Annotated in this window: 17 protein-coding genes and 1 pseudogene; 4 read left to right on the forward strand and 14 right to left on the reverse strand. The window is 53.5% G+C overall.

Going from position 1 to position 13,726, the window contains the following annotated elements; genetic code table 11:
• Window positions 1-162: 162 nt before the first annotated feature.
• Both PGX04_RS04405 and PGX04_RS04410 read right to left on the reverse strand, forming a co-directional pair.
• Window positions 163-512, reverse strand: a pseudogene (locus PGX04_RS04405) (CRISPR-associated endonuclease Cas2); the annotation flags it as partial.
• A 560-nt stretch (window positions 513-1,072) separates the two neighbouring features.
• Window positions 1,073-1,246 (reverse strand): hypothetical protein, encoded by a 174-nt coding sequence (locus PGX04_RS04410; RefSeq protein WP_273737395.1) that lies wholly within the window; start codon window positions 1,244-1,246, stop codon window positions 1,073-1,075.
• Between the two features lie 315 nt (window positions 1,247-1,561).
• Between PGX04_RS04410 and ddfA the strand changes: the two genes are divergently transcribed.
• Entirely contained in the window at window positions 1,562-1,813 is a 252-nt protein-coding gene (ddfA, locus tag PGX04_RS04415; RefSeq protein ID WP_273737396.1) for a DdfA family disk-determining factor, read from the forward strand.
• A gap of 434 nt (window positions 1,814-2,247) precedes the next feature.
• Here ddfA and PGX04_RS04420 read toward each other — a convergent pair whose 3' ends face one another.
• The 8 genes from PGX04_RS04420 to PGX04_RS04455 all read right to left on the reverse strand — a co-directional run bounded on the left by PGX04_RS04420 (window position 2,248) and on the right by PGX04_RS04455 (window position 9,507).
• Window positions 2,248-2,385, reverse strand: a complete 138-nt coding sequence (locus tag PGX04_RS04420) for a hypothetical protein (RefSeq protein WP_273737397.1) — start codon at window positions 2,383-2,385, stop codon at window positions 2,248-2,250.
• Window positions 2,386-2,484: 99 nt separating this feature from the next.
• Window positions 2,485-3,387, reverse strand: a complete 903-nt coding sequence (locus PGX04_RS04425; RefSeq protein WP_273737398.1) for a VOC family protein — start codon at window positions 3,385-3,387, stop codon at window positions 2,485-2,487.
• Window positions 3,388-3,490: 103 nt separating this feature from the next.
• Window positions 3,491-3,874: a MarR family winged helix-turn-helix transcriptional regulator gene (locus tag PGX04_RS04430; protein WP_273737399.1), complete on the reverse strand. Its 384-nt coding sequence runs from the start codon at window positions 3,872-3,874 to the stop codon at window positions 3,491-3,493.
• 427 nt (window positions 3,875-4,301) lie between these two features.
• The gene (gene argF / locus PGX04_RS04435) at window positions 4,302-5,219 is read right to left on the reverse strand and encodes an ornithine carbamoyltransferase (RefSeq protein WP_273737400.1); all 918 of its coding nucleotides are present in this window, start codon (window positions 5,217-5,219) and stop codon (window positions 4,302-4,304) included.
• A 418-nt stretch (window positions 5,220-5,637) separates the two neighbouring features.
• Entirely contained in the window at window positions 5,638-6,099 is a 462-nt protein-coding gene (locus PGX04_RS04440) for an HTH domain-containing protein (protein ID WP_273737401.1), read from the reverse strand.
• A 356-nt stretch (window positions 6,100-6,455) separates the two neighbouring features.
• Window positions 6,456-7,841: an FAD-binding oxidoreductase gene (locus tag PGX04_RS04445; protein ID WP_273737402.1), complete on the reverse strand. Its 1,386-nt coding sequence runs from the start codon at window positions 7,839-7,841 to the stop codon at window positions 6,456-6,458.
• A 204-nt stretch (window positions 7,842-8,045) separates the two neighbouring features.
• Window positions 8,046-9,038 (reverse strand): bile acid:sodium symporter family protein, encoded by a 993-nt coding sequence (locus tag PGX04_RS04450; RefSeq protein ID WP_273737403.1) that lies wholly within the window; start codon window positions 9,036-9,038, stop codon window positions 8,046-8,048.
• Window positions 9,039-9,228: 190 nt separating this feature from the next.
• Complete coding sequence (locus PGX04_RS04455; protein WP_273737404.1) at window positions 9,229-9,507, reverse strand: hypothetical protein; 279 nt, start codon at window positions 9,505-9,507, stop codon at window positions 9,229-9,231.
• 121 nt (window positions 9,508-9,628) lie between these two features.
• Between PGX04_RS04455 and PGX04_RS04460 the strand changes: the two genes are divergently transcribed.
• Complete coding sequence (locus tag PGX04_RS04460; protein WP_273737405.1) at window positions 9,629-10,264, forward strand: IS6 family transposase; 636 nt, start codon at window positions 9,629-9,631, stop codon at window positions 10,262-10,264.
• Here the strand turns inward: PGX04_RS04460 and PGX04_RS04465 are convergent.
• Complete coding sequence (locus PGX04_RS04465) at window positions 10,191-10,547, reverse strand: alpha/beta hydrolase (RefSeq protein ID WP_273737406.1); 357 nt, start codon at window positions 10,545-10,547, stop codon at window positions 10,191-10,193. The genes PGX04_RS04460 and PGX04_RS04465 overlap by 74 nt on opposite strands.
• 113 nt (window positions 10,548-10,660) lie before the next feature.
• The gene (locus PGX04_RS04470; RefSeq protein ID WP_273737407.1) at window positions 10,661-10,933 is read right to left on the reverse strand and encodes a hypothetical protein; all 273 of its coding nucleotides are present in this window, start codon (window positions 10,931-10,933) and stop codon (window positions 10,661-10,663) included.
• Window positions 10,934-11,013: 80 nt separating this feature from the next.
• Between PGX04_RS04470 and PGX04_RS04475 the strand changes: the two genes are divergently transcribed.
• Window positions 11,014-11,901, forward strand: a complete 888-nt coding sequence (locus PGX04_RS04475) for a DUF8172 family protein (RefSeq protein WP_273737408.1) — start codon at window positions 11,014-11,016, stop codon at window positions 11,899-11,901.
• Between the two features lie 864 nt (window positions 11,902-12,765).
• Here PGX04_RS04475 and PGX04_RS04480 read toward each other — a convergent pair.
• Together PGX04_RS04480 and PGX04_RS04485 are read right to left on the reverse strand one after the other, a co-directional pair.
• Complete coding sequence (locus tag PGX04_RS04480; RefSeq protein WP_273737409.1) at window positions 12,766-12,990, reverse strand: site-specific integrase; 225 nt, start codon at window positions 12,988-12,990, stop codon at window positions 12,766-12,768.
• 125 nt (window positions 12,991-13,115) lie between these two features.
• Entirely contained in the window at window positions 13,116-13,532 is a 417-nt protein-coding gene (locus PGX04_RS04485) for a hypothetical protein (RefSeq protein WP_273737410.1), read from the reverse strand.
• A gap of 17 nt (window positions 13,533-13,549) precedes the next feature.
• Here PGX04_RS04485 and PGX04_RS04490 point away from each other — a divergent pair, with 17 nt between their 5' ends.
• Entirely contained in the window at window positions 13,550-13,726 is a 177-nt protein-coding gene (locus PGX04_RS04490) for a hypothetical protein (protein ID WP_273737411.1), read from the forward strand.

The raw sequence follows: 13,726 nt of genomic DNA on the forward strand, positions 1-13,726 counted from the left end.
CCTCATACGCACCGTTTATAATAGTCGATGAACAGCGGTTTCAGACAATGTTTGAGTGATCGTCTTTATCGGGCGACGCACCAATGTCTGATGTAGCATCGAGACAGGAATTGCAGATACGATAGAGTCTAATTCAATCATCGTCGGATGGTTCGATATGTGATTGTAGTTAGTCTTCGAGATTTCGAGTTCGAACACGCTGTACTGTTTCCAGGCATCGTATCGCTCGAGAGTGCGGAAGACCCGTCGTCGATTCGCGTCGTCGCTGTGTTCAAGATCAGTGAGAAATCGATCGACCGCGTCTCTTGACGGTGGTTGATCGAAGCCACAACTCAGCCAGGTAGGTAGTTTCTGGAGTTCTCGTGTGACTGGGCAAGTGCCGTAGACATCCTCGTAGTAGCAGTGCAGAAAGCCGCGAAAGAAGTCTGATGGGGGATGAACTCGTGTTCCAGCAGAAACTCGAACGCAAAATGCTCAAACAGCGGCACTGTCTCGGTCGCCGCGACATTCAAGAAGTCGTCTACCGAAGCTACGTCTTGTAGGGCCTAGGTTTTGCTGGACATGATTCCCACGCCCTGCGACCTCGTACGTGACGCTTTCTCTGACACGCTCAGGTACCTAACCAAATAACCTACACACATTCAAGGCTATTTGTTCAGCAATCATCGGTCCTACTGCAAGAAACAGTAGAAGCAATGCCAATACGAAAATCGCAATAATTCTCCCAACCATATGGTGATTGCCAATGCACCCCATTATAATGCTATTCGAGCGCAAACAGATATTTAGTATATATGACAGAAACGGTCACCGGACATACCGCAAAAAGGTCCTAGAACTTGCTGCGGGGACGCCGCCACGGTGCCCCCATGGATAATCCCCGCAGCAATCCTCCGGCGAGGATTGCAAATCTGCGATTTGCTCACCGCCGTCGGTGGCCGGGACTGGCGTGTCTTGGGGTGGGGTCGGCCGTGATCAGTTCGTCGGCCAGCTCGCGCTCGCGATCGTCGAGATACTTGTGAACGTTGACCTTCACCGTACTCGAGTTCCGATTGATGTGGCGTTTCTGTGCCTATCGGTAGGCTTCCAGACGGTCGAGATCCTTGATGCCGTCGACCATGCCCTTCCACGCGAGTTCGAATTGGGATAGGAATCGAACCGGGTTCTCCGGCGCGTCAGCAAAAATATCGTTGTCGCACGGGTAGCGGTTGCGCGCGTCCGCATTGTAGATCGAGGGGCCGGTCATTGATCACCCTCCGGCATTTCGCTTAGCTCGAACGTTACAGCCGTTCTGAGAGTGCGGTCGTCCGTAAGTAGTGTTTCACAGTGCGGATACGCACCGGTGAGATAGGTTGGGTAGTTAACGAAGAAGCAATCGATCTTACTGCGACGGCTGAAACGCAAGACCTTGTAGCTCAATTTTCGTCACGCGATGCAGTTGTTCATTTTCGGCGTAGACAGCAAGTACTGCTCTTCCATACATTAGCCCACAGGGGTCTAGATAAGCTCCGGAGAGGGTGAAGCCAGTGAAATACGGACATCACTGTCCGACTAGCAAGTAATGAAAACGAGCTTAGCGGAGAACGACACCAACAAAACGCCAGTAAACGCTGTAATCGAAGCCGTGGCAGAAGAAACCGACAGTGACCCGCTGGACCTCCCGCCGCTATACGAAACGATAGAGCCAGACGCATTGAATACACTGTTCAATAGCTCCGAAACAAGCAGCCAAGTGCTATTTCAATATGCGGGTTTCGAGGTGGTAGTGCAAGGTAGTGAAGTGGAGGTAGAACCACTTCACGGAGAGCTCTGATTCAGAGGCTTCGACTTCCGTACTGAAACGGTACTGGCCGGCTTCTCCTGATGATAGCCGGATTGGCGACAGCTGGATATCTCAACGACAGCCCAACAATTCTTGTTGCGATCGCATTCATCATCACTGGTACTGTGTTCATTATCTTGGGCAGGACTCACCGATAGTTGAAATCGTTCTTTCGTGATCGGATAGCTCTCGTTCAGCGTTTAATCGCCTCGAGAGGACCTCAAAATGCCGCCCGGATAGGCCAGGGGGATGGCCGCCGGGCGGAATAGAGACAAGGTCCAATGGGGTTCGGTGGTGGTTGGATCGTGTCGCGCAGGAGAACGCGACAGTGAATATGCTCCTCCTGTCCTATATCAACCTTGCTTCGATTCCAAATGTGTTAAAACCGTCCTACTGACCCATTCAAACCCGCTGAGATCGGGTAGCTACTCTTCTGCGAGTTCGACACGCAAGTGATCATCCTGGTAGCCAGCGAACGACAGCCGCCAGTTCTGGATGAGATACGTCCCCGATTCGAAGCCGGCCGCTTCCGGCGCGTCGATCGTCACCGTCTGGTGCCCCACTCGAGTCCGAAGGACTTACCGTCTGGACCTAATCGCTCGAGGAGAGAATCTGAAGGAACGGAGACTGTTGTGCTCGGATTCTCGGTGGAGCTGGTGGTTCTACCCGATAGATGCCTCCTCCAGCGTCTGGATGTCGATTTTCTGCATCTGAAGCATCGCCTTCATGGCTCGGCTCGCTTTTTCGGCGTCCTCGTCACGCAGGAGTTCGGGCAGGACCGCTGGGACGATTTGCCAGGACACGCCGTACTTGTCCGTGAGCCAGGCGCACTGCCCCTCCTCCCCGCCGTCCGCCGTGAGTGCGTCCCAGTAGTAGTCGACCTCCGCCTGATCAGCGCAGTCCACGATGAACGAAATGGACTCGTTGAAGGTGAAGTCGTGTTCCTGGGCGCTGTCCATTGTCGCGAAGTGCTGACCGGCGAGCGTGAAGTCGGCGAACATGACCGTCCCCTCCTCATCTGGCGCCTGGTCAGGGCCGTAGCGGGCGATGTCGTTGACGTCCGCGTCGTCGAACACCGACGTATAGTACTCCATCGCCTCCTCGGCCTGACCGCACCGCTCACCGACGAACATCAGCGATGGGACGATTTTCCGCTCCGGAATGGTGTTGTCGTGAATCAACTGCCATGATACGCCGTATTCGTCTTCTGTCCAGCCGTACCGGTCGCTGAAGGGGTAGGAATCGAGGGGCATCAGCGTCTCGCCCTCCTTCGCCAGTTCCGTCCAGAGCTCGTCTACCGCCGCTGTCGTGGGACAGTTGACGATGAACGAGATTGCTGGAGTGAACTCGAACTGGGGGCCACCGTTGAGTGCGACGAACGACTGGCCCTCGAGCTCGAAGTCGATTGTCAGGACGCTCCCCTCTGGTTGGCCCGACGCTTCCGCTGACGCCTCGTCGTACCGGCTGGTGGGTCCGATCGACGAGTCGTCGAATATGCTTGTGTACCGGTTCACCGCATCCTCTGCGTTGCCGTCGAACCATAGGTTCGGGGTAATCTTCTGCATGGGGTCACCTCTCCCCAGGTACTGACGATTTAATCCGTGGCGGACCTGTTCTCGGTTCAATTTGACGGTTAATTGTCGGCATTGTCGTGCTCCTATTGTGGCTTCACTCCGTCGCCAGTCCATCCATCTGCTCGTCCACCTCATCTTGGGCTTTCTTCCAGGCAGGGTAGGCGCTCTCGACTTTCTTGCGACCGTCCGGCGTCAGCTTCAGACAGCGCTTTCTCGCGTCGTCCGCTTCGGCGTCGGTGACCCATCCCTCGTCTTCCAGTCGATTGGCGCTCCGGGTAAGCGTCGTACGTTCAAGACCGAGGAGGTCGGCGAGTTCTCCTAGCGGTGTCGGGCCCTTGAGGGCCAGTGCGGCGAGCACGGAGAACTGCGTCGACTGCAGCCCGTGGGTTCGGAGTTTCTCGTCGTAGAGTCGAGTGATTTCGCGTGCACGGCGGCGTGCGGCCAGGCAGTGACAGTTCTTGGTGGCGGAGAGATCCACAGCTACTATACGAGGTACGTGTATATACACCTATTTGCGAGCCAGCGTACTATCTTTGAATTCTCACCGTTATAGCGTGATTTGAGATAGGATTTATCACAGGGTGTCATAGAACGATCCGCATGGGGTTCTTTTCGCCCCATTCGAACTGAACTACCCGTTCACTCTACCTGCGAACCTAACACGGGTTCTTCTATCAGCAATCAGTAGTATTGAGAGAGCCGTGCTGAATACAGAGCGCGAATGCGGCACTCGGTAGAGCGCGATCTATGCGAAAGGTCGAACGCTCAGTATAGGTCGAGTACTTACCGGTGCAGGAGGTCGGTCCGGTAAGGACTGCGTGCTGAAGACAAAAGAGACCCAGTATTAATAAGAGGATGTTGTTAGGAGTCTTGATAAAGCGGCGAGTGCGTTGCGCTGCTTCCGGTCAAGTGCAGACATACTCGAGTATCGCTTGCTGCATTGGGAGACGTGTTCTGGCTTGTTGCCACACGACTGAACGGTCACTGTCCAGTACGGAAGTCGTAATCTCTTCGCCACGGTTAGCGGGTAGACAGTGCATCACGATCGCTTCCGGCGCGGACGAAAGCAGGTCACTGTTTACCTGATACGTGGAGAACGCTTCGAGTCGTTCTTCGCGCTCGTCTTCCTGACCCATACTCGTCCACACATCTGTGTAGACGACAGCGGTCCCCTCGACTGCACTGATCGGATCGTTGAAAAATCGCAGTGAACCCGATCCCAGTGATTCGATCTGTGCAGTCGTTTCATCGTTGAATCGGTGCTCCGGTGGGCAAGCAATACGGACGTCAATTCCTGCGAGAACGCAGACAGCGGCGAATGATCGAGCGACGTTTGTACAGTCACCGATCCACGTTACCGACAGTTCATCAAGCGTTTCAAATCGTGACTGAAGGAAGTAGAGATCGGCGAGCGCTTCGCATGGGTGGGCCCGATCGCTCAGCGCATTCACCACTGGAACCTCAGCGGCTGAACTGAACTGTTCGAGCGTTTCATGATCTCCAGTGCGTACGATTATTCCGTCTACGAACTGCGACACTGCACGAGCTGCGTCGGTTACGTCTTCGGTTCCGCGACCAAACTGGAATTCGTCTGCGGACATGGAAACTGCGTGTCCGCCGAGAGAGGCCATCCCAGACTCAAATCCGAGCCTGGTTCGGGTACTTGGCCGTTCGAATAGCAGCGCGACTACGCGCCGAGAGAGATGTACGTTGGCCGCTCTCCCCGTATGATCCTGGTCTAACAGCGTGGCAGTGGCACAGAGACTTCCGACAGTTTCGAGATCGAGATCGGCCACTGTGAGTAGATGGGAAGGCTGATTCATACGGAAGTACTCACGACTATCATATATTTATCACCCTTGATGCGGCAAGAACATCCGAGCTACCGTTACTCGGATGAATGGACGAAGTATTCGTTATTGTCGGCATCATTGTTCGGTTCGCGGTGGTAAGTTCGCAGGTTCTCTTTCGGGTATATCAGAGATGAAATGGTGAAATAAAGCGAGCCGTCGTGCTGTACTCATCCTCTATATTCAGCAGGATTCTCTTGACAGGCCTCTGGGAGATTTGTTGCTTCTCCGTTACCCGCTTGACCTGTACTTACCGTTTGTCAGGTAGCTACGGGGAAGTATGCGAACTATTCTAAGTCACCCCCTTTATCAGCCAAATCACTACATTCGAGAACTACCGCTACTGTGTCTGTCAAATTGGACGAAGATAAATCAGAACAATAGTCCAACTCTATTGAGTTGTGCAAGAAAGTGCTTGCTGCTCGAGCGGTGGACCTATATGAACAGCGCGGCCGTTCCTGGGAGTTTCTGTTGCTGTGAGTGCAGCTGCTATTTGCAGCCACGGACCAATCGTCGAATGCTCGAGTAGGCGTAGCGGATCCGGCGGCCAAAAGAGAACACTCCCCAGTGGATCGTTTGGGTCGCCGTACCGATCTGGTGGCAAGATCGTCTCGAGGAGTGCATCGGCTGCGTCGAGGAGCGTCTGGTTCTCCTCGAGGACGGTTGAAAGAACGGGATCACGGCGTTCGGAAGCGGTTTGGAACGATAGCGTTAGGCGGTACCCGCTCTCGTCGACGCGAATGATATCGAGTGCCTCGAGTCGGTCGCGATACTTCCGAATTGTCCGTGTCGAGACATCTGTTCGGTCGGCAAGCTCGCGCTGTGACAGGCGGTTTTCGGCTGTGAGAAGCATATGGATTATTCGGCCCACGGCACTGTTGGGAGGATGTTCCGGTGTCGCTCACGGCCTCCGACAGTTCCTGTTGACGACCGTGTTGGGCGTCCAGCTGCTCGAGTAGCTGTCGGCCGGCCTCGAGCAACTCGACAGTCCGATCATCAGCAGGGCCGGACTCAGCGACCAGTCCAAGTTCGGTGAGCGAGTTCGTTTTTAGTAACCGTGATAGCGTTTAGGGCCGACCGTAAAACCCACTCATAGCTGCTCAGATCGATAGTTTAATCAGCGCTCGAGGAACTCCGTGTTCCGTCGGAACCACCAGACTGCTCTCCACCAACAACGTGCTTCACAAGAGCATTGACTGTTTATCTAGTCTATGACTCAGGGAGAACTTTTCCCGGGTTGAGTATCCCATTTGGGTCGAACGCTTTCTTGATTGATCGCATCGCTTCGACTGCCGCGTCTCCATGCTCATTGGCAAGATAGTCTTGTTTCCCGATCCCAACCCCGTGTTCACCAGTCGCAGTCCCGTTCATTTTGATTGCCTTTTCAACGATTTGCTTTGAAATCTGTTCTCCTTTCGCTACCATCTCTTGGTCTTCAACGTCGACCATAACGAAGTAGTGGAGATTACCGTCTCCTGCGTGTCCAAAGCACGGGATCAGGAAGTTATGTTCCTCACCTAACTCCTTTACGTATCTCACCATCTCTGGGTACTCGCTAATCGGAACCGTCACGTCGCCGGGAGTGAGCGAAGAAAGATCTGGATCAAAGGGGTCAACAGCGTCTGCAAGTTCACGCCGCGCTTCCCAGAGGTCCGTCATCTCTGGGCCGCTTTCAGCAACGGCAAACTCGGTCACATCGTGCGCTTCGAATATCGTCCGACAGAACTCCACTTCGGCTTCGATATTGTGGTTCGCGTGGAACTCGAGGAACACCATTGGCGAGTTCGATAAGCCGGTATCCAGACTCGCGTTTGCCATCTCTGCACTGATCGAATCGATTAGTTCGATCTTGGCAACATCGACACCTGAACGGATGGTATCGAAGATCGCATCGGCTGCATCGCCGAGCGCTGAAAAGGTTGCTCGCCCGCCCCAAACCTGCTCCGGACGGCCAGCCAATTGCAGCGTCGCTCGTGTGATAACCCCAAGTGTTCCCTCACTTCCGACAAGCAAGTCCAGCAAATTATACCCAGACGAAGTCTTCGTCGCCTTGCTCCCGGCAGTTATCACTTTTCCTGTCGGCAACACGGCCTCAACCTCGAGCAGCCAGTCTGCGACTTCGCCGTACTTTACGGTCTTCATACCCGACGCATCGTTTGCAAGCATTCCGCCGATTGTCGAGATTTTTCCCGATGAGGGGAGCGACGGCAAAATGAGGCCCTGTTTTCCAACTGCCTCGTTGATCTCGTCGCCGTAAATCCCAGGCCCAACATCAACCTGGAGATTATCTGGACGAATTTCATAAATCTCGTCCATTCGGTTCATATCGAGGCTTATGCCCTTCTCCAGCGGGACAGCATTCCCCTCGAGGCTCGTTCCGGCGGCGTATGGAGTAACTGGTATTCGTTCCTCATTGGCCCACGAAAGTACTGCAGCCACATCTGCAGTGCTTTCGGGCCAAACGACGACGTCCGGGGGCACACCGTTCTCTTCGCTGGTTCCCCAGTCGACAGATCGCTCATGTCGGTCTGCATCTGTAAATGATATTTGATCAGGGTCCAGTATCGAGGAAAGGGCTTGCAGTTCGTTTGACATACCTGCGTAATCGAACGAAAATCAATTAAACATATGGGTTCCGAGATTTCTCTGGTCGCAAAGACCGTTCTCCACCTCGACTGCCGGCAACTGCTCTCGTTTTTGCCCTCGAGACTCTCGACCCGCTTGGTTCGTCGATTCCGCTACCCGCTCGATATCTACAACTATGTGGAAAAACGGTTCAACGATCAGCGAATACTGACACTAGTCGCTGACTGATTGGGCTGGCTTTGTTGTTTCGTCAATTGATTCAGCGTCTCGGCTCGAAAAATAGGAAGCCAGTGCAGGACCAGTAAGTTGGTGGAGAACGACTGCAAGCGCAGGGACTAACGATGCCAGTGGTGAAAAGAATCCAGTTGCGATCGCGACAGCCAGTGCGCTATTTTGCATTCCAACCTCGAACGAGCACGCGCGTGATCGATCTGCCGCCATCCCAAACACGTACCCCGTCCCATAGCCAGCAGACAGGCCAATTACGTTGTGAAGAACGACCGCAAATAAGACGATGACACTCGCAGTAAGGAGATTTTCGACGTTCGCACCGACGACTGCTGCAACGATCGCAACGATTGCCATCACGCTGATCGCAGGGAATACCGTCAATCCCGCTTTCGCAGCAGTTGGTGCATACTGATCAAGAACCCGCCGTAGTGTGAAACCAAGAATGACTGGAATCACGACAATAAAAACGATCTCCTGAAACATCTCCGCAAACGTGACTTGGATTTGTTCTCCGGCAAAGAGAATAACCCAGGCTGGCATCACTATCGGCGCTGCGAGTGTCGTCACGGATGTCACAGTAACTGAAAGAGCAACATCGCCTTTTCCCAGATACGTGTACACGTTGGAGGCCGTCCCACCCGGTGCCGCCCCCAGAATAATGAGACCGATACCAATCTCTGCAGGCAGTGAAAGTATTAGAACGAGTGCATACGCTGCAGTTGGCATAATCAGCCACTGGGCGGCCGCTGCTAGGAGAACGTCTCGTGGGCGCTCGAGAATCCGTTTGAAATCATCGGTGGTGAGTGTAAGCCCCATCCCCAGCATCACCACGCCTAGAAGTATTGACACATACTCCCCGATCCACACGAACGTTTCAGGACTCAGAAAAGAAAGGACAACCGCGATTACAACCCACAGTACGAAATATTTGCTCACAAGCTGGCTAAATCTCTTCGCTGTGGTAAGGTATGTCATCCTACCTGTATAGCAGAAATGATGTTATTTATATTTGTCGAAGGTGTGATTCTCTTTGAGAAACCGCTTCTTACTGATTGGCCGTGATCAGTGTCCACACACCCCAAGTGCTAATCTGAGAAAGGTGTACTGAATCATCGCAGTATAGCGGTTTGCCACGGCCTAGAGAACAGGATTATTGAGAAGAGGTTTACTCGTGACGCGAGGCTGTCGTCATCTCAGCCGAGGTAATCTGATCAATGAACTTCTCAATGACTGAGATCGCCTCATTCTCTGGATCATCAGTATTGGTGTGACGAGGCAGTTCATAGACCGTAATCTCGGCACCACTGAGAGTTGTAAGGGTTCCCTCGTTGCTCTCGAGATTGAGGATCGCTGTCTTGAAGATAACGAGAGTACGCGTCTCAGTGACGTCTAAATACTGGATATTTTGCTGCGTTGAATAGGGGCGCGGCGGCGGGATCGCCACCAAACCGGTACGGATCAGAAGTCGGCTAGGTCGCTTTGTCATGCATAGTTCTGTGTGGACTTTAGATCGGCGCTGTTCAGATAAGGTCTGAAAAGCGAGGCGGTCAGAATTCTAGGTGTCCATGCCCGAATTCAGCCGCCTCAACGGCTCTAGTAGCGGCGTTCAATTAGATTTTGTGGAGCGAGAGGCGACACCGCGCGAGTTGATGCGATTGAGTATCCAACTCCATTTATCGGTATTATCACTTTCGGATACTGTTTCTGCCTTAGAGGGATTCGGTGTCGAACGGGCGAGATCGACAATCCATAATTGGGTACAGAAAGCCAATTTACAGCCGACAACGGGAAGCCAGCCGGATCACGTTGTGCTCGACGAGACCGTGATCCAACTTGACAATCAGCGCTACTGGCTGTATGCTGCTGTCGATCCCAAAACGAACGAATTTCTCCACGTCAAGCTCTATCCAACGCGTACAATCGCACTTACTGAGATGTTTCTGTGTGAACTGAGAGAGAAACACGATGTCCAATACGCCGTGTTTCTCGTCGATTCAGCTCCGTGGCTTAAAGCTGCACTCCATCACCTTGGACTCCGATTTCGATACGAGAAACATGGAAATCGGAATGCCGTCGAACGTCTATTCCAAGAGATAAAACGACGTACTACTCAGTTTGGAAACTGCTTCAGAAACGCCGATCCAGCAACCGCTGAAACATGGTTGCAGAGCTACGCATACTGCTGGAACCAGCTAATCTGAACAATGCCGTGATCGCGTGTCGATAGTCCCGTACCTGTTGCCACGGGTCGATCTCGTAGCGGGGCTCCCCTTCGCTCTCACCGAAGTTTCGGTTGTCAAAAACGAGTGCTCCCAGTCCAGCCTCACTGAAAGTCTCGGCATACTTGTCGAGGTACATCTCCTTGACCGCCGAGAACCCGTGTGCCATCACGATAGTCGGGACCGGTTCGTCCGCGTCATCTGGCGTATAAAGCCATCCACGGAGCATGTCCTCCTCCGCTTCGAATTCGATATCTTCTCGCATGACCCTCCTCCCTACACCGTCACCATTATTAATCATTATGTTATATACGTAATATATTCCCGGACCGAATTCATCCCCTTTACCTTAAATATCTTATGAACGCTATTATTGAACTACGTCCCAATCACACCCCAACAGCCCAACCGAGCCTGCACTTCGCTCTCACCAACGAGTGTATCCTGATACTCCGCCGATGCCGAAACGTATTCATCAAGGAACGCCTCGAGCGTCTCGAGGAACTCCTCAATCGGCCACTCGGTGAGCGAATCGTACTCAGACTCACTCCGGAACCACTCCCGTAGAATCCGATCCTCGTCAGTATTCTTCAGTCCGACATCACTCAGACGCCCACGAAGCGCTTGAGACCGTGGAACCGCTGGCACCATAACAGGAGCATGGCGGCAGCTACCCACCAGCGGGGAATGCAGAGTTGATATAAGCGCCAATGACGAACTCAACCGTACAGATGGCTCGTGTCGTCCACTATCATCATCCTCAGGCCGAGAACTTCTCGCTGAAGTATAGCTCGGCCTCTCCAGCAGATTTGCTCCCCCGGCAAACGGAGCTAGACGGCGCGACGAAGCTCATCGGCTATCCGTTTGATACCCCCATCTACGTGCTCTATGAAGGCGACACGGAGATCGAAGACGCAGGAGACATTGATTTCGACAGAGAATGGCTCAGTGACCGAATTACCGAACTCCCTCGCGAGGGGCAGGTTGTCGCCTTTCGCTTAGTGGAGTTGCTTGAAGCCGCTGTGGACGTCCGAGAGGAAGACGAATTCCGCCTCTACAAAGAGTTTGAACCGCAGAAGATCCGGCAGGCGCTCGACCACGTCTCGTGGGGAGCAGCACTCCCACAGGTCGCCGGCGAAGTGATGTCGAACCTCATTCTCCATCACTCGCTTCCGAACGCAAATCATCGAACTGGAATCGCGATGCTCCAGTTCTATATTGAGAGCAAGGATCCAGAATTTAATATGCCACGGACACACGTCGACGATGCCACATGGCGAGAGTGGGTCGATCCGTATATCGTCGAGTCCAAGCGCCTCATCACCGTCCGCCGGAACAACGTCCGGTTCAAGCAAATCCAAGAATTAGGTGTCGATCTCGTCGAGCGGAAGGATGGAATTCAGATCCGATTAGCTGAGTTCGACCTGGATATGCACTGGCGTGAGGCCCTCTCAACGTACGCTGGTCGGCATGAAGAGCACTGTACAGAGTTTGCTCACTCAGTACTTGAACGTGCAGATCGGGAGGACCTCCTCAGTCAAGCAGGGCCAACAAAGCAGGACTTCATTGAGTATCTGGAAACGGGGCTCGTCGAACGAGATTTCAGAGAAATGTTTTGATTAGTCGCGAAGCTCGGCGACCGACTGACCGACCTCTCGGACGTGTTCACTCCGCTCGAGGTCGAGTTCCTCGGCGAGGTAATCAACCGTCTCTTCAAGGCTCATACGTGAAAGAAGTTCTCCGAGCGGTATAAACCTAGTGCTGTGCTCCCCAGAATGGCTCTATTGCCGGAGTAGTCTTCTGATCTGGTAGCCAGAATTCCGATAACAAGGTCGCAGTGAACTGTCTCGGGGTCAAGCCCCGGGGCACTCGGCCTGCTCCGCCTATAGATGCCATTTATCGCTCATTCGTTTGCTGGTGCAGAATGTAACACGGTCCTTCCGGAAGAGGTGGAAGATGGCAGAGATGTCGTCTGCCCTGCCTGCAGCGCAAGAATGCGTCCCCGTGGGCCGTATGAGGTTGGTCGTGCGCGCCACTTCTACCATCTATAGTACGCGTTAGAAATAATTGCTTACTTTTGGCGCAGAGAGTTGCTTAAGAGCGGTATCGATCGCTGTTGGTAGCTCACATCGTACTCTCCATCATAACTTCGCAGAATTTCTTTTAGCTTTTCCCGGTTTGGCTCTCGGAAAAATTCTGCCATTTATTCCTTTCAACTTTCCCGAAATGTTACCATGCTTAGAATGAGTCTCTTAGGGATCACTAAACTTTTCGCAGAAATCCTGGCATCGTCATTAGCTCGCTTCTTTCTATCCTTCCTCCGGTTGCACGTCACGAAGAGCGATTTCCCCGATATGAACACGAGTCGAGTAGCAGTCGTGTTCATATCTCGTAGGCCGCCGCGGAGTTCCCCGACCCCCGTGTGGAGGTGGCGAAGAAGCTACTCGACTCTCATACTACTACCGCATAGTTCGTAGTCCAGATCAGTCGCGGACTTCGTCGATACTGTCAGAGACGTCCTTCATCTTGGTATCCGAGTACGCTTCACGTGTCGTCTCAATCGATTGGTGGCAGAGAGCTTCTTGCGCCTTTTCGGACAAGTCACTGGCGTACAGGTCACGACCGAGCGCCCGTCGCGCGCCGTGGAGTGGGAGATAGTCGTAATCACCGTCCGGGTCGATACCCGCCTCTTTCGTGAGGCGTTTCATCAGCCGCCGAACTCCTTCTTTGGAGATCGACGGCGGTGGGACCTCATGCTCACGGTGTAGTCGGTCAAGAACCTCCGTTTTCTCCGTATCACTCCCGGTCCTCGAGTGCCGCAGAAACCGTCTCCTCACCGATCGATTCGACTGATAGTGGCCGGTCGGGAAAACAGGCCACTCGTCGATTGGTGGATCAAGGAGTCCGCGCCAGCGCTCGAGGACATCATCAACGCTCTCGGGGAAGGTGCGGTTTCATAGTCTCGTGACTTGCCATAGACTTCTATCGACCGCTCTTCGAAATCGACGTCAGACCAGCGGAGGCCATCACGTTTCTCGTCCTTTGGATCCGAGAACAGTTCCGCTTCACGCGCACCCGTTCCGTCGAGCATGACGACGGTCGCTCTATCGCAGAATGCAGTCTCTCGATTGACCCAGATCATTCCCTCGAGCGCCATATCGACGCGCTTCGTAGCGTAGTTGATGAGGTGCTCGCGATCGTCATCTGACCAGTACTGCGTTTTGCACTTCCCGTCGTCTTCAGGGAGCATACCTAACCGAATTGGCGGTGGGCGAGAACGAAGAACCGCCGTCCATCGAAGAGATAGAGGAGCGGATCGGCGTCGAAGAGACGCAGTTCCGAACCTTACTCGCTCTCGAAGAAAGGGAGGTTCTCGTAAAACACTCTACCAGTAATTACGAGATCACGCAAGCAGGGCGACGAGTACTGAACCGCGACCGGTAG

The organism is Natrinema soli (genome assembly GCF_028618695.1).